We start from the raw sequence: 22,525 nt of genomic DNA, 5'->3' as shown, positions 1-22,525 counted from the left end.
TCATAATCGGACCAAAGGGACATGGCGACTGCCGGTATCGCTAAGTCCTAGTGCCGTCAGCGAAATCTCTGCCAATTGATGGTGGCATAGCCGGGTGGCGCTCCAGGTCGACAACGATGGTTCCCTAACTCGTCGCCCGCCGCCAACTCCAGTCATCGATACCAACCACTCGTATGTCGGGATTGAGCTGAGCACCCGTAGCATCCCGCTTCAACTGCCGCAGGATGGTGTCGTCGCTGACCGGCATGCCAAGTCGCTGCATCAGGCGCTCGCCAGGACGGCCGCCAGTGCTGTTGCCGAGCAAGCCGGCAATCTCTCCCCCCTTCTCGTCCGGCGCGCATAGGGAGCAGCGATCATCGGCAGCCGGCCAGTGAAAGTCCGTCGTGCGCATTCCTGATTTGCACATCGCCAGCGGCTCAGTTGGAGCTTAACTGTCACGGGCTTGTCCTGGGCTGGCAGATCCTGAAGGCTGCGGTTGGACCAGCCATGGCTATTTCGGCTTCGACGTCCACAATCGGGGCAATTACCGATCGTGGACCCGGCTGCGGAAACAACCCAACCGTCATCAGCAGTGAGCGCGACACCCAGTATCTTGACCCCTGGGTCGGGCGAACATTTCGAATTCGTTCGCATACGCATACCCGCCCATAGCGACACCGTCGCTAATAACGGATGAACCACACAAAACGAGGAAGAGCCGCTAAACATAAGAAAGAAGGTGCGTTCTGTAGGTAATTGACGTCAGTTACCTACAACTGCGCCAGTCGTTCCAGTTCATGGACTATATCGGCTTGACGATCAGGCACATCGGTCACGATGACGGCCGACCTGCCTGAGCTCTATAAAGGATGATCCGCGCCGACGGCACGATCTGGGTTAGCAAATCGAAATCACGGATATTGCCGGTAAGCACACTGGCGCCCAACTGACGCGCCTGCAGGAAAATGAGAGCATCGCTTGTGAACCGACGTTCGTGCCCCCTCCCCTTCGGCAAGTTGCTTAGTCGAAACATCAGGCCCGCAAGGACACCGGCCTCCCCCCATATGCCTGCGTCGGGTGCATGAAGTCGATGATCTGGAATGTCCTCTATTGTCTCAGCAATCGTTTCGAGAACGGCTTTCGTGGAGTCGTGCTTTGGGTCAAGCCGACCGAATGCGTGGGTCAGCTCCGACAAGCAAACAGCCGAATGGTGGCACAAGCGATAGGTAAGCAGCGTGTCGACTTCAGCCGGTGATCGCCCCTGCAAAACATCCAGGTACACGCTGGTATCCAGAAAAAGCGGCCCCCCGATCGCCGGCTCGCCAACGACCCATGGGAGATCGTCGTCGGCCCTGCGCTCCAGGGTTCCGGTATGCTTTTGCGGCTTCAGCGATCGCAGTGTTTCGGCAAGATCAAAGCCCAAGATCAATATCCGCTGGGATGCTGCCCTTGCGACTAACCAGACGAGCTCCAAAATCATCTTCGAGGGCTAGGCGCGATAGCGCCAGCTCCAATAGTTCCGTGTCCGAAGTGACATGGGCGCGCTTCTTTGCTGCCTCGATCAACTCTGAAGGAACTCGCCCAGAGAGACGAGTATTCTTTGCGGTGCCGAGGAGGCCGACGGCTTTTGCCTGATCGAGCACGAGCTTGTTACGGTTCAAAGCGACCTTTGCTTCGCTGTCCGCGCTAGTACGTGTTTGGGCACCCATCGAAATCTCCTGCGTTCAACAGAACATAGTTTGCGTTGAACGTAAGCGCAAGACCTAATGCGCGCAGGTCGCTCCATCCCATCAAATTAGCTGCGACGATCGCATTCTCACGTTACTGGATGAACCTGCCGCTGTTACAACATTCTATGCGGCCACTCTTAGCCTCTCTCCGGAACTCGAGCCTTCTCGTCACGCACGATCATCAAAGTCGCCAAAGAGCGAGCCTAAGAGTCAGAGGGCCTCTCGACCTGCCCCGCCATCAACCTCCAGTCACTTTTTGCAGGCCTCTACCAATCGCGGGGTTGAAGCCGGGTCCTTGCGTGCGAAAAAAATCTTACTCCTGGTCCTCGTAGCTATAGGTGGCACAGCTCTCGTCGTCGCTTCGCGGCGGCCTCGAACCGGTGAACACCGCGATCGCCGTGGAGCCGTCGCCGTCGCTCCACGTGGCGAGATAGGTGACCTTGCCTGCGCCGCAGAGACGGTTGCCGTTCTTCAATTCCGGATCAAGCGGCCGCGCGACGCGGTAAACCGATCCCGGCACGCGCTTGCCATCGACTACCAAATTGTCGGCGATCAAATCCGAAAAGGTAAGCTCCTTGCCGTTCTCGAAGGTGATCCCGTCATCATCCATATCGACGTCGCCGGTAATGCTCATGGCAGTGTTGCTGCTTGCTGAGTAATGGTCTGCCGCCATTGCGGATGAAAAGCAGGCAGCACCGGAGATTGCTGCGAGAAACACGGTGATAAGGGTCGTGCGCATCTTGCCCTTTCGAGGTCGGGGAAACGGTTCGATTGTACTCGGGGCGCCTGCTGAGGCCGGCGCCCCGATCCGTGATCAGTCGTTGATCGGCTTCAGGGACGAGATAATCCCACTGACCGCGTCATCATGCTTGGCCTCGTCTTCCGTCGAGCCCCAATAGGTGATGACTAGCATCTTGTGTTCGGACGGCTGCGCAAATGCGAGTTGCACATGCACCGGGCCGTCCTTATCGGTGCCGTCCCACTCGAGATGGCCGAGCTTCATGCCGTTTAGGGTCGTGTCAGGAAACTCATGCTTGCTCTTCGCATCGATATTCACGCCATTCTTGACGAGGAAATCGACAGCGTCGTCGACCGTCTTGTCCATGGTTGCATCGTTTGCGATATCGATCGAAAAATAGATGGCGGAATCTGGCGAGGTTGCATCAATTCCGGTTTCGGTTTCCTTCGGTCCCCAGCTGTGCGGGATAGACACCTCAGCTATCGGCTCTTCACTTGGAAACTGCAGCGTCTCGGCATGAGCAAACATCGGAAAGGAGATCGCGAGAGCCGCGACCAAAAGCGTATGTTTCATGACAGGTCCTGATTAGAAGATTAGTGACGTCGGCGTTGCGGGGCGCAACCGCCGAACGATGATGCCCCCATTATGCTGAAATATTCCTAATCCCTGTGCAGTCGATCGGACCATTTCTGGTGCTGCTCGCAGTAATATCGTCGGCGGTCGACATACTTCTGTGACAAGGAACGCCGGCTCCGCTCATTGCCGAGTAATTCCCCAGGGATGGATGAGAACGAAATCGCCGATCGTGGTAGAGATCAAAGTTGGGTTCGCTCGCATTGGATTCTAACCTCATTCCCATCGTCGGCGTGCCGGTGCGGCGTGTTCGGCGATGACGGCAGCACACGCATATCCTGTCCTTTCACGTCGCTGAGCATTGGAGCGACAAAGCTTGCCGCGCCCGGTTGGTCTTTTCGGACCTTGCCTTCATCTCTTTCATTTCCGCCGCTCTTTCTCGGCTTCCGAAAGCGTCATGGTTGAAAGAAAGATACCATCGGCTTCACCCTGGACATGGAACCAATTGCGAACCGCGTCAGAGGGCGGAGTCCGATCTGGGGCAAATTTGCTGATGATATTGGTATCAAGCAGATATGCAGTCAAAGATCTATGTCCCTCATTTTGGAAGGGTTTCGCTCCAGATCGACACCGCCTGGGAACGTCAGCAGAAAGTCCCCAAAATTGGCCCGTGGCTTCTTCAGTGCCTTCTTTGCTGCTTCAGCCGCCTCGACGCTGACAATCACTGCAGCAGGCTTTCCGTGCCGGGTAATCGTTACGAACTCTCCACTGGCGGCTTCATCTACCAGACCTGCAAATCCGGCCTTGGCCTCCGCTACGCTTATAGTCGACATGTGGCCTCCTAATCTGAAATGACCATATGTAGTCATAGCGGCAATTATGGCTGGGGAAATCAAGAGAAATCGTTTTCCTGGCGCTTGCCGAAGGCAAATGCCCTGGAGATCTGGTGCGTCGTCAGGTCAAATACCTGAACAATGTCGTCGAGGCCGATCACTGCAAACTTAAACAACTGATCCGACCGGTGAGAGGATTCAAAACGCTGAAAACGGCCTATGCGACAATCAATGGCTTCGAGGTCATGCGCGCCTTACGCAAGGGTCAGGCAGCCATTTTCAATCTCACCGGCGACATCCGTGGAGAAGCGCGCATCGTTGAACGCGCTTTCGGTATCGGGCCGAGCGCCTTGACAGAAGCCGTAGCACTGCTCGCTTCGAACCTCGAAAGTCAGGCCGCGTGACAGCAGAGGATACAGGACCTATCCAACCAGCCGAAATTTTTGCAACAGAGCCGGGATGTCCACATCCTGACCCCCGACCTGCCGGATGACGCCATCATCCGCGAGCTTTATCGACTGAAGAGTGCCTCTTTGCTGCGCGGTTTCCGCGGCTCGCCACCGCGTGACATGAGCGCCGCCGCCCGGATCATCGCCACGCTCGGCCGACTGCTACTTGCCGAACCGACGATCCGGGAAATCGACCTCAAGCCGGTCGTGATCTATCCCGACGGCGAAGGCGCGGTGGCATTGGATGCCCCGATGCTAGCCGCCCCGTACCCGCGGACGCTTGAGCTGCGAAACCCACATTATCGAGAGATGATCACGGCCAGTCGGCATAGCCCGACGACAGGACATGGCTTTCCGCGACTTCACTCCTGCGGGCGAAGTCGCGATAGGTTGCCGGTGAGAAGCCAGTCTTCTTCTTGAAGAAGTGACTGAAATAGGTGGGGTCGCGAAAACCGAGCCCATCGGAAATCTCCTGGACCGTTCGAGCCGAGCGCTCGAGCCGCAATTTCGCTTCCTGCACGAGCCGTTCATGCAGCAGCTGCACCGGCGAACGGCCGAGCGCACTGCGGCAGATCGAGTGCAGGCGATCGGTGGTCACGCCGAGTTCGCGGGCATAATCCGTCATCGGCCGGTGTTGCCGGAACCAGGTCTCCACCAATTGCCGGTATCTCTGCAGCACCGATGCGCTTCCGCCGCGGCCGCGCTGTTCGGCGGTCTCCACGCCACCAGCCCGCCAAAGCGCCATCAGGATCAGGCGCATATAGGCTGCAATCGCCATCCATGATGCCCGCGCGGGATCGCCGAGTTCGCGAACGAAGCCAGCCAAGAGCGGTTGTGCCTCACTAACAGCGACGGCGTCCGGCTCGGCCATGAACCAGGGTTGCTCGCTGAAAATTCTGAGCGCGTAGGATTCCGCCCGGTCACCGATCGCGTCGACCACGATCTGCGGCGAGACGCCGATGATGAAACCCGCGGCACCGGCCGCCATGTGCAGCTCGCAGCGCGACTGCGGCGGCAGATAAGCGATGGTCGGCCCAAGCAAAGCCCTTTGGTCTTCGCCCTCGAGAATGAGCGTCGCCGTGCCCACCTGCAGCAGGAACAGGTGATGGAACTGGGCATACAGGCCCTTTTGAAAGCGGATCGTGCGAGGCGTCAACGAGGGTTCGCGCCACTCTCCGCGCGCATGAAAATGGATGCCGCTATCGGAAACCAACGCATCCTCCTTCGCATGGCATGACGAGAACCTGACATGATTTGCCAAATAATTACAATATTAACCCAGAAAATCACATTCAATGCGTGCGGCAACAGCGTAATCTTCTCCCATGAGCCTTTGGGAGGAGGTCTCCGCACAAAAGATATGGTCATGCAAGGCTGCATCCCGGCCCCGTTTAACTGTGCGCGCTTTCTCTCATTCAGATCACTGCAGGCAGAGCCTGCCAACAGCGGACGAGCGCCATGTTCGTGGCAAAACTGCTAATCGATGATGAAGCGCTGGATGCGTCCGACGCCGCCACCTTCGAATCCCTCGATCCAGCAACCGGCGATGTCGCAACCATCGCGCCGGCCGCTTCGGTAGCGGACGCCTCCCGCGCGGCCTGCAGCGCGGCAGCAGCCTTTCCCTTGTGGTCGCAGACTGGACCCGGTGAACGACGGGCGCTCCTAAACAAGGCTGCCGATATTCTCGCCCGCCGTACAGCCGATTTTGTCGAGGCGATGGTCGGCGAAACCGGTGCGACCGCGCTCTGGGCCGGGATCAATTGCAATCTCGGCGTTGATATCTTGCGCGAGGCAGCCGCCATGACGACGCAGGTCGCCGGCGAGATCATTCCATCAGGCGAGCCGGGCAGCCTTGCCATGGCGGTGCGCCAGCCGGCCGGGGTATGCCTCGGGATCGCCCCATGGAATGCGCCGATCATCCTCGGCGTGCGCGCCATCGCCTTGCCGCTCGCCTGCGGCAACACCGTGATCCTGAAGGCCTCCGAACTCTGTCCCAGGACGCATTGCCTGATCGGTGAGATCATGCGTGAGGCAGGCTTTCCGCCCGGTGTCGTCAACGTCATCACCAATGCGCCCAAGGATGCGGCTGTGATCGTTGAAGCATTGATTGCGCATCCGGCCGTGCGCCGCATCAATTTCACCGGCTCGACCCGCGTCGGGCGCCTGATTGCGGAAGCGTCGGCGCGGCACCTCAAACGCTGCCTGCTGGAGCTTGGCGGCAAGGCGCCGTTCATCGTGCTTGCTGACGCCGACATCGATGAAGCCGTGCGCGCCGCAGCTTTCGGCGCCTTCATGAACCAGGGCCAGATCTGCATGTCGACCGAGCGCATCATCCTCATGGAGGAGATTGCCGACGAGTTCGTTGAGAAGTTCATGGCAAAGGCCCTGACGCTTCTTGCCGGCAATCCGCGTGATGGCAATACGCCGCTCGGAACGATGATCACCGCCGAGGCCGCCAGGCGCGTTCGTGCACTGGTGGAGGATGCGACTCAGAAGGGTGCGGTCGTGGTCTGCGGAGGGCAGGCGCGGGGCACGCTGATCGACGCGACTGTCATCGACCAGGTAACGCCGGCGATGCGGATTTACCGCGAGGAGAGCTTTGGGCCGCTCGCCGCGATAATCCGGGTCGACAGCATCGACGAGGCCGTGACGGTCGCTAACGACAATGAATATGGACTGTCATCGGCGGTGTTTAGCCGCGACATCAACCAGGCGCTTTCGGTTGCAAGGCGCATCGAGACCGGCATCTGCCACATCAACGAAGCCACAGTTGCCGACGAGCCGCAAATGCCGTTCGGCGGCGTCAAGTCGAGCGGCTACGGCCGCTTCGGCGGCAAGGCGGCCATCGATGAATTCACTGAACTGCGCTGGATCACGCTGGCGTCCGGCAAACGAGAATATCCGATCTGAGCCTTCCGAGGCGCCTGATCGGCAAAAGACTGGGACATGCGGAGTAAGAGGGCTCCGACAACAAGGGAGGATTATTTCATGACTGGTAGTTTCAACAGGCCGATATTGAACGCTGGATTGACACGGCGCGGGTTCATGGCCGGAGCGGCTGTCGGCACCGCCGCCATGGCGCTGGGCGGACGGGCGGCATTTGCCGCCGACGATACGCTGAAGGTCGGCTTCATCAGCCCGCGCACGGGGCCGCTTGGCGGCTTCGGCGAGACGGATGGTTACGTCCTTGAGCTTGCGCGCAAGACGCTGGCGGGCGGCCTGCAGGCCGGCGGCAAGACATGGAAGGTGGAGATCCTCGACCGCGACACGCAGTCCGATCCGTCGCGCGCCGGGCAATTGGCGAAGGACCTGATCAACAATCAGGCCGTCGACCTGATGCTCGTGGTCTCAACGCCCGAGACGATCAATCCGGTCGCCGATGCCTGCGAGGCGGCGGGCGTGCCTTGCCTGTCGACGGTCATGCCGTGGGAAGCCTGGTATTTCGGCCGTGGGGCCAAGCCCGGCGCGCCATCGCCGTTCAAGTGGACCTATCATTTCGGCTTCGGTGTCGGCGAATTCCTTAAGACCTATATTTCGCAGTGGAACCTGATCGAGACCAACAAGAAGGTCGGCGTCATGTATCCGAATGATGCCGATGGTAACGCAATCCGCTCCAATCTGGCGCCGGCGCTTGCCAAGGCCGGCTTCACCATCGTCGATCCCGGTGCCTACGAGACCGGCACGACCGATTTCTCCTCGCAGATCGCGCTTTTCCGGCAGGAGGGCGTGGAGATCTTCAACAGCTTCCCGATCCCGCCGGATTTCGCGGCCTTCTGGCGGCAGGCGGCGCAGCAGGGCCTCACCCAACAGATCAAGATCTGCCAGGTCGCCAAAACCGGCCTCTTCCCGTCCGATATCGAGGCGCTGGGCGACCTCGGAATGAACATCGCCAGCGCCGCCTATTGGCACAAGGCCTTCCCTTACAAATCGACGCTGACGGGTGTTTCCGGCAATGAACTGGCCGATGGTTATGAGGCCGCAAGCGGCAGGCAATGGACCCAGCAGCTCGGCGCGAGCCTGTCGCTTCTCGATGCCGGCTTCGACGCACTGAAGGCGGCCTCCGACGTCAAGAGCAAGGAGGCCGTCGCCAAGGCGATGAGCACGCTGAAGACCACAACGATCGCCGGCAAGGTGGATTTCACCAGTGGCCCCGTCGCCAACGTTTCTCCGGGGCCGATCATCGGCACCCAATGGGTCAAGGCACCGGCTGGTTCGAAATTCGCGCTCGACTATGTCGTGACCGAGCACGCCACCGATCCGAATGTGCCGGTCGGCACCAAACTCATCGCTTACAACGGGTAGCGGCATCGTGCAGGTTAGAGAACAACAGCGGCCGGGACAGGATTTCCTGTCGGCCAAGGGTATCCACAAGCGCTTCGGGGCGCTTGTGGTTCTGGAAAATCTCGACTTCTCGATGGGCGATGGCGATGCCGTCGGCATCGTCGGTCCGAACGGCGCCGGCAAGACGACCTTCCTGAGCGCTCTGGCCGGTGCATTTCCGCTGAACGCGGGAACCATCACCTTTGGCGGACAGAACGTCACGGCGCTGACGGCGGCCGACCGCTGCCGCTCCGGCCTCGTGAGAACGCACCAGATCCCCAAGCCCTTCAGCGGCATGACAACCTTCGAGAACGTCTTCGTCGCCGCCTCGCATGGCAAAACATCAAGCCGCGACGAGGCCTATGAGCGCGTCGCCGATTCCCTGCGGCTCTGCGGCATGCTCGGCGTTGCCAATCGCCGCGCCGATACGCTTGGCCTGCTCGACCGCAAACGTCTGGAGCTTGCCCGGGCCCTTGCAACCGGCCCCCGGCTGCTGCTGCTCGACGAAATCGGTGGCGGGTTGACCGATGGCGAGGCCAGCGAGCTGGTGGAGACCATTCTCGAATTGCGCCGCCGAGGCATCGCCATCGTCTGGATCGAACACATGGTCCATATCCTGCTGCAGGTCGTCGAACGGCTGATCTGCATGGATGCCGGTAAGATCATTGCCGACGGCAATCCGAAGGCTGTCATGAGCGATGCCGAGGTGGTGCGCGCCTATCTTGGAGGAGCGCCCGCATGAGCATTCTTTCCATTCGCAATCTGGATGTCCGTCACGGTCTGTTGCAGGCGGTACGTGATGTCAGTTTCGACCTTGCCAGGGGTGAGGTGCTGGCGCTCGTGGGAGCCAACGGCGCAGGCAAGACGACATTGCTGCGCTCCATTGCCGGCGCCCATTTTCCGGCCAGCGGCCAGATCCTACTCGACGGCGAGGATGTTACCGCCGTTTCCTCGCACAAACGCATCGCCCGGGGCATTGCCCTGGTGCCGGAGGGGCGGCGATTGTTTTCGCAGATGACAGTCGAGGAAAATCTGCTACTCGGCAAAAGCGCTGGCCGCAAGGGCGAATGGACGGTCGAGCGGGTCTTCGACGCCTTTCCGAACCTGAAGCCGCGCCGCCATGCCAAGACCGGCCATCTCTCCGGCGGCGAACAGCAGGCAACGGCGATCGGCCGGGCATTGATGAGCAACCCCGATATTCTGCTACTCGACGAAGTGTCGCTTGGCCTGTCACCACTGGTGGTCGACCGCGTGTATCAGCAGCTGCAAAGCCTGTTGTCGTCGGGCACGACGATCATCCTTGTCGAGCAGGATCTCGCACGCGCCATGGGCGTCGCGAGCCGCGTCATCTGCATGCTCGAGGGGCGCATCGTGCTCGATAGGCCGGCAAATGGCGTAACGCGCGAGGAGGTCACGCAGGCCTATTTTGGGCTCCACCGGCAAGCCGCTGAAAGGAGCGCGTCATGATCAACACCCTGATTCAGGGCATTTTGCTCGGCGGCTATTATGCCGTCATCGCCTGCGGACTGTCTTTCATGTTTTCGGTCATGCGCATAATCAATCTCGCGCATGGCAGCCTTGCCGTCGTTGCTGCCTATGGCCTTTGGCTGCTGGCCGCGAAACTCGGCATCCCGCCCTTCGCCGGCCTGTTGATCGTACTGCCCGTCATGGCCGTGTTCGGCTGGCTATTGCAGAGGTTGGTGCTGGAGCGCAGTGCGCGCGGCGGCACGCTGCTGCCGATCCTGACGACCTTCGGCCTGTCGATCGTCATCGACAATCTGCTGTTCGAGCAATTCGGTGCCGACACGCGCTCGCTTGCGCCGTTCATCGGCAACCTGTCCTATGCCTCCTGGCAATTGCCCGGCCATTTCTTCGTCGGCAAACTCGCCGCGCTGACGATGGTGACCGCGATCGTCATCCTCGGCGGCCTTCAGCTCTTTCTCAGCCGTTTCGCGCTCGGCCGTTCCATCCGCGCCACGGCGGAGGACCCGGATACGGCGGGGCTGGTCGGTATCGATGCCCGGAGGATCAACGCGGTTGCGACCGCGATCACCATGGTCACAGTCGGGATTGCCGGCGCGTTCCTGGCGATGCGGGCGACCTTCAATCCCTATTCGGGCGGCCCGCAATTGCTGTTTGCCTTCGAGGCGGCCGTGATTGGCGGCACGGGCTCGCTGTGGGGAACCCTGCTTGGCGGCATCGTTCTCGGTCTGGCGCAGTCGATCGGCGCCCAGATCCATCCGCAAGGCTTCCTGATCGGCGGCCATGTCGCCTTTTTGCTCGTCCTCTTCGTTCGGCTCCACCAGTTCGGCATACCCCGGCTCGGCAGGATCCGCGCTCTTCTTCGGAGCCCGACATGACCGTGATCGCACCCGGAATATCCGTCGAACGCTGGACGGCATCGTCCCGCTTGACATTGGCTGTCATGACAGTCGCAGCAATGTTGCTGGCTGCATCGCCCGCCTTTTTGGGAGCCGGCGCCATCGACCGGATGACGGCGCTCTTCATCTATGTGATCCTGGCCGCCATGTGGAATGCTCTGGCGGGCTTCGGCGGCCTTGTTTCCGTCGGCCAGCAGGTGTTCTTTGGTCTTGGCGCCTATTTCACCATTCGCCTGGCGGATGCGGGGCTCGATCCTTTCGTCTCCCTCTTCGTTGCTGCGATCATCACGGGCATTCTCTCCGTTCCGCTCTCATGGTTCATGCTGCGGCTGAAGGGCGGGGAGTTTGCGATCGGCATGTGGGTGATCGCCGAGCTTGCGCATCTGCTCGTCAATCTCGACCGGCTCATCCAGGGGGAAACGGGCACCTCGCTCATCGCGCTGAACGCCTATGAGAGCAGCACCCGACGGTTGGCGATCTATTGGCTGGCGCTTGCCGCCATGATTGCCTTGCTTGGCGCCCTCTTTGCGCTCATGCGCAGCCGCGCAGGCGCTGCGATGCAGGCGATCCGCGACAACGAGGATGCGGCAACCTCCGTCGGTGTGCGGGTCGCCGCGACCAAGCGACTGCTCTTCGTGCTTGCCGCCTTCGGCATCGCCGTTGCCGGCGGGCTCTGGCTGGCAACCGCAGTCACCTTCCAGCCGAAGACCTATTTCAGCGCGCAGTGGACCGCCTACATGATCTTCATGGTGCTTGTCGGCGGTATCGGCAAGTTCGAAGGAGCTATCCTTGGCGCCGTGCTATTCTTCGTCGTCGAGACCGTCTTCGGCGGAACGGGGGTCTGGTATCTGGTCGGCCTCGGTGCCGCAGCGCTGCTGTTTTCACTCTGTCTGCCGCAGGGACTTTGGGGGGGCGATCGATCGGCGGTTCGATCTGCAACTGTTGCCCGTCGGCTACCGGCTGACGTTTTCGGATCTCTTCAAGAACAAACAGTAGCGGCGGCGCCTATCGTCGCATTTCATGAGAAAGGTGAAATCATGCTTTTCGGCAAGACCATCCTCGTCACCGGGGTCGCTTCGGGCATCGGTGCGCGCACTGCGGAACTTGCGGGACAAATGGGCGCCGATGTCATCGGGGTCGACATTCGCGAGCCGCCGTCGGGCATCAGCTCTTTCATCAAGGGCGATATCTCAACTGCCGCTGGCGTCACAGACATCGTTCGCCAATTGCCCAACCGCATCGATGCTCTGGCCAATGTCGCAGGGCTTTCCGGAAGCACCGGCGTAGTGGCAACGCTTGCAGTCAATTTCTACGGTCTGCGCGCGCTTTCCGAGGCGGTCGCACCTCATCTGCGCGAGGGCGGGTCGATCGTCAATGTCGCGTCGATCGCCGGCTATGGCTGGCGTGCCAATCTGGAGCGGGCAAAGGCGCTGACTGCAGTCAGGGGTTTTCCCAATGTCGCCGGTCTCGTCAGCGAGCATGGGCTGAAGGACGAGGAGGGTTATCCGCTCTCGAAGGAACTTCTTTTGCTCTGGACTATGCGGGCCGCGCACCAACCCCTCTTCAGGGATCGAGGAGTACGCGTCAATGCCGTCAGCCCTGGTCCTGTGGAAACACCGATTCTCAAGCAGTTCCGCGCCGTGCTCGGCGATGAGCGTGTCGACAGCGACATCACTCGCGTCGGGCGGGCAGGAACATCAGCCGATATCGCGCCTGCAATCCTGTTCTTGTGCTCGGACGGGGCACGCTGGATCAGCGGCGCCAATCTTCCCGTCGATGGCGGCCTTGAAGCCTCCATCAATGCCGACGTGCTCGGCTTCTAGACATCATTCGCATCAGGAGACAAGAGATGAACATTTCCCTTCTCATCAATGGCGCCGACAGGCCGGCAGCCAGCGGCCGAACCTTTGACCGGCTGGACCCCTTCACCGAAAAACTGGCAAGCCGGGCGCCGGCCGCTGGCCTCGAGGATGTGGCGACGGCGATCAAAGCCGCATCCGACGCCTTTCCGGCCTGGTCAAGCACCGGTCCCGGCCAGCGCCGGGCGATCCTGGCAAAGGCGGCCGACATCATGGATGCCAAGGTCGGCGAGTTCACGACGCTGATGATGGAGGAGACGGGGGCGACCGCGCCCTGGGCCGGCTTCAACGTCATGCTTGCCGCCAATATCCTGCGCGAAGCCGCCGCCATGACGACACAAATCGGCGGCGAGATCATTCCGTCGGACAAGCCCGGTACGCTCGCGATGGGTATCCGCCAGGCGGCTGGCGTCTGCCTGGCGATCGCGCCGTGGAATGCGCCTGTCATCCTGGCGACACGCGCCATCGCAATGCCGATTGCCTGCGGCAATACCGTGATCCTGAAGGCCTCCGAGCAATGCCCCGGCACGCAGCGGCTGATCGCGACGGCCCTGACGGAAGCAGGCCTACCGGCCGGTGTCATCAATGTCATCACCAATGCGCCCGAGGACGCGCCTCAAATCGTCGAGGCATTGATCGCGCATCCGGCGGTGCGCCGCGTCAATTTCACCGGCTCGACCAAGGTCGGGAAGATCATCGCCGAGCTCAGCGGCAAGCATCTGAAACCGGCTCTGCTGGAGCTCGGCGGCAAGGCGCCGCTGGTGGTACTGGAAGATGCCGATGTCGATGGCGCCGTCAACGCGGCGATCTTCGGCGCCTTCATGAACCAGGGCCAGATCTGCATGTCGACCGAACGTATTATCGTCCACCAGGCGATCGCCGATGAGTTCGTCGCCAAGCTCGCAGCGCGTGCTGTAAAGCTTCCGGCGGGTGATCCCCGTGACCAAGTCGTGCTGGGCTCCCTCATCAGCCTCGACGCCGCCAAGAAGATGGAAGTATTGATCGCCGACGCTGTTACTAAGGGCGCGAAGCTGGTCGCCGGCGGCAAGCGGACGGGCACGGTCATCGAGGCGACCCTTCTCGATTACGTCACGCCCGAAATGCACGTCTATGCGGTGGAGTCCTTCGGACCCGTGAAACCGATCATCCGTGTTGCGGACGAGGACGAGGCTGTGCGTATCGCCAATGATACCGAATACGGGCTATCGTCAGCGGTCTTCAGCCGCGATGTTCAGCGGGCGCTCGCTGTCGCGGCCCGCATCGAGTCGGGGATTTGCCACATCAACGGTCCGACCCTGAACGACGAAGCGCAGATGCCATTCGGCGGCGTGAAGGGTAGCGGCTACGGCCGCTTCGGCGGCAAGGCAGCCATCGCCGAATTCACCGACCTGCGCTGGATCACAATCGAGGATTCGGCTCAGCACTATCCGTTCTAAGAAAACGGGTGGCAGGCGTCCGGACGGCGACCGGCATCAGTTGATGGAGTTGCCGGCCGCCTGTTTCGGCGCAGCAAGCCAATCAGAGTGGTAAAAATCGCGACAGATATTGCTGCACAAAGGCTGCACAAGGAATCTGTCCCTGAAGATCGGGTAAGCCTTATTCAGCCGGCACTATACCGGTGCCGCCTTTGCCTTGCGGATGATCGTGACGCCGCTTCACGCGAAAACCAGGGCATGGGGACGTTTAGTCGAGCGGAAGGAGGGGTCACAGGCGGTCCTCGGCCTAGCAGAATAGCTGCTGCTCCCGTGAGGCAGATGACTGCGCCCGTTTCGTCTCAGCAATCGGGATGATTTCCCCGACCACCCGGAGCCAACCTATGGATGCGACAAAGCAGACACCTCAGTAGGCCGCGTAGGCACGTCGTTGCGAATTGCCACTTAACGAAATTCTGCGACAACAACCACTTCCGGCTCAAAAGCATGCGAATTGGCAGAAGCGAGGACAGACACGCCACGGCGCCATCTACATTTGCAGTTGAGGGGATACGAACCGACGCCCGCGTTATTTACTTCGTCAGCGCAATCGATTTGTCATCGCTCCATAGCCCGATGGTGGTGACCAAACCGCTCATTTGCCCAGCCTCGCAGCCGCAACAGCGTGCGGCATCAGGAACGTTGCAATCTCCGCGACAACGTCCGTCAGATCGCCGGGTTCGTGTGCAACGCTTTCAACGAATGCGTGCCATTGCCGTTGCTTTTCCTCGTCCTTGGCAAAGGCGTCCGTTAGGGCGTCTGGTGCCTCAGTGGGGATCGGAGTTTCGCGCCGCTCGAAAGTCGCTGTGATTGCACGTGCCAATCTGTCATCATTGAAATCGAATGACCTGCTGAGAATCCAGATATCGTAGAAGTCCTTCATCCGGCTGTTTGCACGCCCCAGCATGACCATCGCCTGGAACTTCTCGGCAATGACCGTCTCCCGCGCATAGGCTCGGAGCCGGGGCATCGGAAAACCGAGCATAGAAGGATAATCTAGCACCTCCGCCCCAGGCTCGAGCGCATCGCCAAACCCGATGTCGATCGTCAGGGCGATCCGGGCGCCGCTGATCGAGGCGACCACCCGCAGCCTGAGCCCACCATATTCTAGTGCCTCGCGAATGCGATCCACGCGTAAAGTTTCTGCGTCGAACGTGACGCCATCATCAGCCTGTTGCGCCAGAATCTCCCGAAAGGTCTTCAGCATCGGGTCCGGCTCTGGACTGCCAAAGCCCAAAAGGTCGAGATCACGCGTGCCGCGGTGCGGATCGTCAAACCAACTCATCATCAGCATCGCACCCTTCAGCACAAAACGGCCCGCATGGGGTGACTGGCTGAGCCGGAATAGTAACCGCTCAAGCGCAAAACGCGTCAGAACCAAATCGAAGCTTTGCCCGCTTGCCTTGGCGAGTTGCAACAGGCGCGCGCGCACCGAGGCGCCGAGATTTTTGGTTTCTTTAGCCATTGGCGGTCAGTGCCTCGAGATACGGCCGGATCACCGTGCCAACACCACCGCGCTCGGCCTGATCAGCGATTTCGCCAGGAGTAGCCCTTCGTTGCCGCAGCGTCTCCTGCAGCCCCTCAATCGCTATGGATAGGCCAATCTTGTTGCGATAACGAAAGCAATCGGCAATCGTCTTGGCGATTCCAAAAATCTTCACCGGAACGCCTTCAACGACATGGATCTCGACGCTTTCGTTGAGAAGGCTTTCTGTGAAACGTACGATGCGCATAGCAGGGCCGTTCGGTTGTGGGGCCCAGTCGTTGCGGCCTATGGCAAGCCAGATTTGCCTCGGGAGTTGATCCGTCAAGCCGTGGAAAGCGAGGGCCGAAACAAGACAGACAACGGCTTTCGGGACGCGTTTGGCGATCTCTGCCAGACTGTGGTTGGCGTCGAGCTCCGCATCGGGGAGTTGATAAAGACCGCGGGCAAGCCGCACGACCTCGCCATCCCGTTCCATTCGGCTCATGGTGGCCGCCGTCACGCCTGCATTCCGCAGTTCCGCCAGACGTGCTATCCCGCGTTCAGCGAGCACAGTTCGGGCGATTTGGCGTTGAGTGATGGAAGCCGGCATTGATACAAAAACTCGGAGCATAGGATCTATTATCCGAGGATTTGTATCACAATCCTTAGCCTTGAGAAAGGCGTCGATTGGCAAAGCCGTGAGCAACAACGAACCGTTGCTCTTGAAAGGGATAGAACCTGCGGTCGCGTTACTGTCCTCACCTGAAATCCCGCGTCTTCACCCTGATCTCATCGAGATGCAGATAGGGATCGACGCGATATCGCGCGGCCGCGACCCCTTCGGCATCTCGCGCGGATCTGGCGTCGGAGATCATGATAAAACTCGTCCTCACGTCCATGCAACAGCGGGAAGACATGGTCCCGGTCCCCCACGCTCCCTAATTCTCCTAAAAGGTCGGTGAGACGATGAGCGACATCCCCTTCCCGCTGGATGCGACGGCATCTAAGTCATGTGGCGGGTCAATGATGCACGCACTTTGTCGGAACGCACGCCGCCAGGGCTCTATTGAACCTCATGCACATAGCGGTGGCTTCTAGTCGTCGCGCGATGCTTCGCGACGAGAACCGGAACGGCAGACTGATCGTAGGCAACTTCGTCAATCGTCAGTACGGCGCTGGGCAGGCTCAACTGCAGCAACCGGCTATCCTCCTCCGTTGCCATATCGGCCGCAATCTGCTCACGGACAGCAGAAATGCGAATGCCATAACGATCAAGAAGAAAAAGATAAAGAAGCGGAGGCACATCCTCTTTCTTATCAGGGAACTCCGGCAGCATCTGCGCTGGAAGCGCCATCACTTCATGCATAACCGGTTTACCCCCGACGCTGCGTAGCCGGTGGATCGAAATCACTTCTGCTGCTCCTTCTATCCGCAGCCCTGCGCGCTCGTCCTGGCTCGCGTTACGACGCTCCAACGAAAGAACGTCAGACGTCGAGTTTTGCAACGAGCCATCAAGCCCATGCAGACGAAAATACTGGAAAAAGAACCTCAGGCTGTGTTGGGGTGTGCGGCCGGTGACCACCGTGCCTGTCTTGCGTCGACGACTGAGCAAGCCTTCATTGGTCAGATCCTGCAGGGCTCGCCTGATTGTGCCCACTGCCACGCCAAACATTTGCGACAACGCGATCTCGCTCGGCAGCACAGTTCCAGCAGGCCATTTTCCCATCATGATCGCTTCAGTGATCTGACGTTTCACGACTTCGTAGAGGGGAACTGAGAGTTCGGAAGCACGTGGCACATCTGCTGAAAATTTAGGCATTTCGCGCAATTATTTGCCTCTTATTTGGAGTTGACTCGAAGCCTGAGCGGCAGCATCATTACTATATAGTTTATATAAATACGAGTGCAGATCCTCCATGTGTTTCTGCGCGATTTCCGGAATTCGAGCATAAGCGATCAAGTCTTGTCATCTTTCGAACAGCCATTTGCAAGCGCCTTGAAGACCATCGAAGAGAACGTCGACAACACGGTCGGCGATCTTGCGAGAATGATCGCTATCGACACGTCTTTTCCGCCTGGAAATGGCTACCCGGCTTTTGCGGAGCTGATGTCGAGCCTACTCGAACCCATGGGCTTCAATTGCCGGCAGGTGATCCTGCCGGAAGAGCTGTGGCGGGTTAAGAATGGTCCAGCCCAGGGGCCTCGAGTCAACCTCATCGCCGAGCGATCCGGTAGCAAGCCGGTTTGCGGGCTTTACTACCATGTCGACACAGTTCCCGCCGCCCCTGCTTGGCAACAGGATCCGTTGCGTCTCCGGCGCGATGGCGATCGCCTCTTCGGGCTTGGAGCCGCGGACATGAAAGGGACCATAGCGGCAACACTGCTTGCGCTGCGTGCCGCCGACGCCTGCTGTGTCGATCTGGCCTACGATCCGATGCTGCTCCTTTGCACCGATGAGGAAGGCGGCCTTTATCCTGGAATCCGCTACCTCGCCGAACAGGGTATGCTCAAGGGACATATCGTCAATTTCAATGGCTCGGCGGCGCCACGCATCTGGGCGGGCTGCTTCGGCGTCTTCAATCTTCAGATCACGGTTCGGGGTCACGCCGTTCACGCAGGCGAAGGCAACCGCACCGGCTCGGGCATCAATGCCATCGACGGGGCCCTTCCCCTCCTGAACGCCCTACACGCTTTGAAGCCGCAGGTGGCGGCCTTCACATCCGCCCTGCCGGCACCGCCACATGCGAGCGGACCGTTGCGGCCGCAGCTTTCCATTGCGGCCGTCAATGGCGGCATGTCCGGGGGACAGGTTCCCGCGGAGCTGAAAATCCTCGTCAGCCGGCGCTATGCGCCCGAGGAGAATTACGACGCGGCAAGGGCTGAGATCGAAGAGCTTGTCCGCACCGTCATGGCGAAATCGCCGGAGCTGCACGTCGAGATCGATCTCGTCGGTCACCTCATCCCGACCTCCGACCCGGATGGCCCGCATTGGCCTCGTTGGCAGAAGGCTCTCAGCCTCGGCTTCGGCTATCAGGATTCCGACTTCAGCAAATGGGGTGCCGCAAGCTGCTCGGACTTCGGCTACGTACAGCAGACGGGCGTCATGCAGGAAGTTCTGCTCGGCGGGCTTGGACGTCCGGAGAGCTGCATCCACAGTCCCGAGGAACATACGACGACCACGGATATCGTCGCGCTGGCGCAAAGCATCCTTGCCTATCTCGCCCGCGACTTTGCGACCGACCTCATTCCAGAACACGCACCATCAAAATAAGGGAACATTGCAATGCTGAAGCTCAATCGACGTCATTTCCTGGCGAGTACCGCCGCCATTCTGGCAACGCCTGCCATCGGCTTTGCCCAAGCCGCTACTCCCGGCAAGGGCGGCACCTTGCGCATTTCCGTCGATCAGGCCGCAAGCGTCATCCATCCGCTGCTGACGCGCGTCAACCCGGAATACATGGTCACCGAGCTGCTCTACAGCAATCTGACCCGACTGAAGGTCGATATGTCGGTCGAACCCGATCTGGCCGAAAGCTGGAGCGCCAACGATGCACTGACGGAATGGACCTTCAAGCTTCGCAGCGGTGTAAAGTTCCATGATGGATCGCCGTTGACCGCCAATGATGTCGCCCAAACCTTCAAGGCGATCCTCAATCCGACGAACGCCTCGCCGGCACTCAACAATGTCGGCCCGATCGCCGATGTGACTGCGGCCGATCCGCTGACCGCCGTCTTCAAGCTTTCGACCCCTTATGCCGACTTCCCCGTGGCGATGGCCTATACGGTCGCGCGCATCGTCCCGGCCTCCATCGCCACCGGCGACTTCAAGAAGCTGTCGACGACGGCCGTCGGCACCGGTCCGTTCAAGCTCGTCTCCTACGAACCGGACCGGCTGATCGTCGTCGAGCGCAACCCCGATTATTACGATCCGAAGCGCCCCTATCTCGACCGAGTCGAAATCCAGGTTTTCCCAGATACCTCGGCACAAACCTCGGCCCTGCTTGCCGGCGATATCGACGTCATTTCGACCGTACAGCCGACCGAATATCTGCGGATGAAGGATGCACAAGGGGTCAATCCGCTGCGTGTGCCTTCAGGCCAGTTCTGCAACATCAATTTCGGCTGCGACACCAAGCCCTTCAACGATGCGCGTGTCCGCCGCGCGCTGGCGCTCACCGTCGACCGGCAGGCGATGGTCGATTTCGTCACCGAGGGTTTCGGCACGCCGGGCAACGATACCGCCCTTAATTCCTCCTATCACTTCTATGCCGACCTGCCGCTGCGCCAGGCCAATATCGAGGAAGCCAGGAAGCTGCTTGCCGAGGCAGGCTACCCGAGTGGCTTCGAAGCGACGCTGATTGCATCGGACAAACCGAGCCAGCGCACCCAGCTCGCTGTCGCCTTGCGCGAGATGGCAAAGGAAGCCGGCATCAACATCAACGTCCAGACGATGCCGCATGCGACCTATCTGGAACAGGTGTGGAAGAAGGGCAGCTTCTATGTCGGCTTCTACAACATGCAGCCGACTGCCGACGCGATCTTCAAGCTGCTCTACACCTCCGATGCAGCCTGGAACGAAACGCGCTGGAACAACGCCGCCTTCGACAAGGTCGTCAACGAAGCCCGCGGCATCACCGACGAGGCCAAGCGCAAGGAGCTTTATGCCGAGGCGCAAAAGCTGATGAACGAGGAAGTCCCCTCCATCATCCCGGTGTTCTTCGATGTTCTCGCCGCCAAGCGGGATTGGGTAGCCGGCTTCGAGGTCCACCCTCGCGCTTCCGTCTTCCGTCTCGATTACGTCTCCTTGAGCGACAAGGCGCCGAAGCGGAGCTGATGGCGCCGATCGAGCTGAACGAGCGGCACGGCGCGATCTCGCGCCGACGACGCATCCCGTAGCAAGAAGGCCGGCGCGCGCGTCCGCGCGACCGGTCGCTCCAAAGCCAGGGAACGGCCCTTGTCACCGAATTATCTTCTGAAGCGGCTTTTGATGATCGTCTACACGCTCTTCATCGTGTCGCTCGTCGTCTTCGCGATCACCCAGGTCCTGCCGGCGGATGCCGCCGTCATGATGCTCGGGGAGAACGCCACCGATCAGGCGCTCGAGGCGCTGCGCCAGCAGATGGGGCTCAACGATCCCGTCTGGCTGCAATATCTGCACTGGCTGGGCGGTATCCTGCATGGCGATTTCGGCCAGTCGCTGCGCACCGGCCAACCTGTCGGCCCGGCCATGCTCCAGGCGCTCGGCCGTTCGCTTCTGCTCGCCGTCCTGTCCATCGCCTTGATGCTCGTGCTCGCCATTCCGCTCGGTGTGCTTGCAGCGATCCGCCGCGGCAAGCTCGCCGACATGATCGTCAGCCTTATCTCCTATGCTGGCGTATCGCTGCCGGAATTCGTGACGGCGACGCTTGCGGTGCTCTTTGTCGCCGATTGGGCGAAGTTGCTGCCGCCGACGGGCTATGTGCCGCTGACCGAGAATTTTCTCGACGGCCTTGCCCATCTGGCACTGCCGGTCTGCGTGGTGTCGATCATCCTCATCGCGCATGTCTCCCGCATGGTGCGTTCCGAACTCGTGGACGTGCTGCATACCGACTACATTCGCGCGGCGCGGCTCAAGGGTCTTTCCACGTCGAGAGTGCTGTTCGGTCACGCGCTGCGCAACGCCCTACTACCGACCATCACCGTCGTCGCGCTCGATGTCGGCTATCTCCTGGGCGGCATCATCGTCGTCGAAGAAATCTTCGCCCTCCCCGGCATCGGCCGGCAATTGATCGTCGCCATCCAGACGCGTGACCTGCCGGCGATCCAGGCCGGCGTGCTGCTCATGGCCGCAACCTATTCCATCGTCAATTTCGCCGCCGACATTCTCTACGCATGGCTCGACAAGAGGATCCAGTATGATTGAGCTTCTCAAACGGCTGCTGCGCACGCCGCAGGGCGCAGTCGGCCTTGTCCTGGTCGTCCTCGTCTTCATCGTCGTCGTCTTCGGTCCGTTTCTTGCCCCGCGCGATCCGGAAGCCATGTCGATACTAGCCCGTTACAAGGGGCCGAGCGCCAGCTTCCTTCTCGGCACGGATCAGTACGGCCGCGACATCCTGAGCCGCCTGCTGATCGGCGCGCGCTCGACCGTGACGATGGCAGTCCTCGCCACGCTTGCCGGCACCTTTGCCGGAGCCTTCATCGGCACGGTATCCGCCTTCCTCGGCGGACGCGCCGATGAGATCATCATGCGCACCATCGACGCGATCATGGCGATCCCGAACCTCTTGTTCGCGCTGCTTGTCATCAACCTGCTCGGCTCCAGCAGCATCAATGCGCTGGTCGCCGTTGCAGTCGCCTTCGCGCCGGGTATGGCGCGCATTACCCGCAGCGTCGCACTTGCCGTACGCAAGCAGGACTATGTGAGCGCGGCGATCGCCCGCGGCGAAAGCTCCCGATATATCATCCTGCGCGAGATGCTGCCGAATGTCGTGGCACCCATTGTCGTCGAAACGACGATCCGCGTTTCCTTCGCCGTCATGCTGTTCGCAACGCTGAGCTTCCTCGGGCTCGGCGCCCAGCCCCCCGCCACAGAATGGGGTCTGATGGTCTCGGAAGCGAGACAGTACATGCACCTCAGCGCCGGCATCCTGATCTGGCCAAGCCTCGCAATCGCCATTGTCGCCATCGGCTTCAATCTTCTCGGCGACGGCCTGCGCGACGCGCTGAACCCGCGCACCGGAGGCTGA

Annotated in this window: 21 protein-coding genes and 3 pseudogenes; 14 read left to right on the top strand and 10 right to left on the bottom strand. The window is 60.4% G+C overall.

Going from position 1 to position 22,525, the window contains the following annotated elements; all coding sequences use genetic code 11:
* Nucleotides 1–127: 127 nt before the first annotated feature.
* From CCGE525_RS27380 to CCGE525_RS27355, 6 genes and pseudogenes are all read right to left on the bottom strand, one after another.
* A pseudogene (locus CCGE525_RS27380) lies at nucleotides 128–633 on the bottom strand (transposase family protein); the annotation flags it as partial.
* A gap of 178 nt (nucleotides 634–811) precedes the next feature.
* On the bottom strand, nucleotides 812–1,402 hold the full coding sequence (locus CCGE525_RS27375; RefSeq protein ID WP_120707409.1) for a type II toxin-antitoxin system VapC family toxin: 591 nt from the start codon (nucleotides 1,400–1,402) through the stop codon (nucleotides 812–814).
* Nucleotides 1,392–1,688, bottom strand: coding sequence for a hypothetical protein (locus tag CCGE525_RS27370; RefSeq protein ID WP_120707408.1), 297 nt, complete (start codon nucleotides 1,686–1,688; stop codon nucleotides 1,392–1,394). Before CCGE525_RS27370 ends, CCGE525_RS27375 begins: the two co-directional genes overlap by 11 nt.
* Before the next feature lie 334 nt (nucleotides 1,689–2,022).
* A complete protein-coding gene (locus CCGE525_RS27365; RefSeq protein ID WP_245472319.1) occupies nucleotides 2,023–2,448 on the bottom strand; it encodes a hypothetical protein in 426 nt (141 codons plus the stop codon).
* A gap of 75 nt (nucleotides 2,449–2,523) precedes the next feature.
* Nucleotides 2,524–3,021: a histidine kinase gene (locus tag CCGE525_RS27360; RefSeq protein ID WP_120707407.1), complete on the bottom strand. Its 498-nt coding sequence runs from the start codon at nucleotides 3,019–3,021 to the stop codon at nucleotides 2,524–2,526.
* Between the two features lie 581 nt (nucleotides 3,022–3,602).
* A complete protein-coding gene (locus tag CCGE525_RS27355; RefSeq protein ID WP_120707406.1) occupies nucleotides 3,603–3,854 on the bottom strand; it encodes a type II toxin-antitoxin system Phd/YefM family antitoxin in 252 nt (83 codons plus the stop codon).
* 89 nt (nucleotides 3,855–3,943) lie between these two features.
* Between CCGE525_RS27355 and CCGE525_RS27350 the strand changes: the two are divergent.
* Together CCGE525_RS27350 and CCGE525_RS27345 are read left to right on the top strand one after the other, a co-directional pair.
* Nucleotides 3,944–4,258 (top strand): annotated as a pseudogene (locus CCGE525_RS27350) (DDE-type integrase/transposase/recombinase); the annotation flags it as partial.
* 39 nt (nucleotides 4,259–4,297) lie between these two features.
* A complete protein-coding gene (locus CCGE525_RS27345) occupies nucleotides 4,298–4,723 on the top strand; it encodes an acetate--CoA ligase family protein (RefSeq protein WP_245472318.1) in 426 nt (141 codons plus the stop codon).
* On the opposite strand, the gene CCGE525_RS27340 is transcribed toward CCGE525_RS27345, so the two are convergent.
* Nucleotides 4,617–5,516 carry a helix-turn-helix transcriptional regulator gene (locus CCGE525_RS27340; RefSeq protein ID WP_120707405.1) on the bottom strand — a complete coding sequence of 300 codons (900 nt, stop codon included), beginning with the start codon at nucleotides 5,514–5,516 and terminating at the stop codon, nucleotides 4,617–4,619. The two genes, CCGE525_RS27345 and CCGE525_RS27340, sit on opposite strands and share 107 nt — an antisense overlap.
* Before the next feature lie 245 nt (nucleotides 5,517–5,761).
* Here CCGE525_RS27340 and CCGE525_RS27335 point away from each other — a divergent pair, with 245 nt between their 5' ends.
* The 8 genes and pseudogenes from CCGE525_RS27335 (at nucleotide 5,762) to CCGE525_RS27300 (ending at nucleotide 14,299) form a co-directional block, all read left to right on the top strand.
* Nucleotides 5,762–7,213, top strand: a complete 1,452-nt coding sequence (locus tag CCGE525_RS27335) for an aldehyde dehydrogenase (protein ID WP_120707404.1) — start codon at nucleotides 5,762–5,764, stop codon at nucleotides 7,211–7,213.
* 78 nt (nucleotides 7,214–7,291) lie between these two features.
* Nucleotides 7,292–8,605, top strand: a complete 1,314-nt coding sequence (locus CCGE525_RS27330; protein ID WP_120707403.1) for an ABC transporter substrate-binding protein — start codon at nucleotides 7,292–7,294, stop codon at nucleotides 8,603–8,605.
* Nucleotides 8,606–8,612: 7 nt separating this feature from the next.
* Complete coding sequence (locus tag CCGE525_RS27325; protein WP_120707402.1) at nucleotides 8,613–9,365, top strand: ABC transporter ATP-binding protein; 753 nt, start codon at nucleotides 8,613–8,615, stop codon at nucleotides 9,363–9,365.
* Nucleotides 9,362–10,090 (top strand): ABC transporter ATP-binding protein, encoded by a 729-nt coding sequence (locus tag CCGE525_RS27320; RefSeq protein ID WP_120707401.1) that lies wholly within the window; start codon nucleotides 9,362–9,364, stop codon nucleotides 10,088–10,090. Before CCGE525_RS27325 ends, CCGE525_RS27320 begins: the two co-directional genes overlap by 4 nt.
* Nucleotides 10,087–10,983, top strand: coding sequence for a branched-chain amino acid ABC transporter permease (locus CCGE525_RS27315; protein ID WP_120707400.1), 897 nt, complete (start codon nucleotides 10,087–10,089; stop codon nucleotides 10,981–10,983). Before CCGE525_RS27320 ends, CCGE525_RS27315 begins: the two co-directional genes overlap by 4 nt.
* Nucleotides 10,980–12,000 (top strand): annotated as a pseudogene (locus CCGE525_RS27310) (branched-chain amino acid ABC transporter permease). Before CCGE525_RS27315 ends, CCGE525_RS27310 begins: the two are co-directional and overlap by 4 nt.
* A 41-nt stretch (nucleotides 12,001–12,041) precedes the next feature.
* Nucleotides 12,042–12,827, top strand: a complete 786-nt coding sequence (locus CCGE525_RS27305; protein WP_120707399.1) for a coniferyl-alcohol dehydrogenase — start codon at nucleotides 12,042–12,044, stop codon at nucleotides 12,825–12,827.
* A 26-nt stretch (nucleotides 12,828–12,853) separates the two neighbouring features.
* Complete coding sequence (locus CCGE525_RS27300; protein ID WP_120707398.1) at nucleotides 12,854–14,299, top strand: aldehyde dehydrogenase; 1,446 nt, start codon at nucleotides 12,854–12,856, stop codon at nucleotides 14,297–14,299.
* Nucleotides 14,300–14,930: 631 nt separating this feature from the next.
* Here the strand turns inward: CCGE525_RS27300 and CCGE525_RS27295 are convergent.
* The 3 genes from CCGE525_RS27295 to CCGE525_RS27280 form a co-directional block, all read right to left on the bottom strand.
* Nucleotides 14,931–15,800, bottom strand: coding sequence for a nucleotidyl transferase AbiEii/AbiGii toxin family protein (locus CCGE525_RS27295; protein ID WP_120707397.1), 870 nt, complete (start codon nucleotides 15,798–15,800; stop codon nucleotides 14,931–14,933).
* Nucleotides 15,793–16,410 carry a type IV toxin-antitoxin system AbiEi family antitoxin domain-containing protein gene (locus CCGE525_RS27290; protein WP_120707396.1) on the bottom strand — a complete coding sequence of 206 codons (618 nt, stop codon included), beginning with the start codon at nucleotides 16,408–16,410 and terminating at the stop codon, nucleotides 15,793–15,795. The genes CCGE525_RS27295 and CCGE525_RS27290 overlap by 8 nt, the downstream gene beginning before the upstream one ends.
* A gap of 453 nt (nucleotides 16,411–16,863) precedes the next feature.
* Nucleotides 16,864–17,619 carry a GntR family transcriptional regulator gene (locus CCGE525_RS27280; protein ID WP_120707395.1) on the bottom strand — a complete coding sequence of 252 codons (756 nt, stop codon included), beginning with the start codon at nucleotides 17,617–17,619 and terminating at the stop codon, nucleotides 16,864–16,866.
* Nucleotides 17,620–17,847: 228 nt separating this feature from the next.
* On the opposite strand from CCGE525_RS27280, the gene CCGE525_RS27275 reads away from it, so the two are divergent.
* The 4 genes from CCGE525_RS27275 to CCGE525_RS27260 all read left to right on the top strand — a co-directional run bounded on the left by CCGE525_RS27275 (nucleotide 17,848) and on the right by CCGE525_RS27260 (nucleotide 22,525).
* Complete coding sequence (locus tag CCGE525_RS27275) at nucleotides 17,848–19,071, top strand: M20 family metallopeptidase (protein WP_120708650.1); 1,224 nt, start codon at nucleotides 17,848–17,850, stop codon at nucleotides 19,069–19,071.
* Nucleotides 19,072–19,083: 12 nt separating this feature from the next.
* Entirely contained in the window at nucleotides 19,084–20,634 is a 1,551-nt protein-coding gene (locus CCGE525_RS27270) for an ABC transporter substrate-binding protein (protein ID WP_120707394.1), read from the top strand.
* A gap of 120 nt (nucleotides 20,635–20,754) precedes the next feature.
* On the top strand, nucleotides 20,755–21,702 hold the full coding sequence (locus CCGE525_RS27265; protein ID WP_120707393.1) for an ABC transporter permease: 948 nt from the start codon (nucleotides 20,755–20,757) through the stop codon (nucleotides 21,700–21,702).
* Nucleotides 21,695–22,525, top strand: coding sequence for an ABC transporter permease (locus CCGE525_RS27260; RefSeq protein ID WP_120707392.1), 831 nt, complete (start codon nucleotides 21,695–21,697; stop codon nucleotides 22,523–22,525). Before CCGE525_RS27265 ends, CCGE525_RS27260 begins: the two co-directional genes overlap by 8 nt.

Origin of the sequence: Rhizobium jaguaris (assembly GCF_003627755.1) — a bacterium.
In the GTDB taxonomy this organism is placed as follows: Bacteria; Pseudomonadota; Alphaproteobacteria; order Rhizobiales; family Rhizobiaceae; genus Rhizobium; species Rhizobium jaguaris.
Note: the sequence above shows the minus strand (reverse complement) of the source record. Positions and strands in the feature narration are given on the sequence as shown.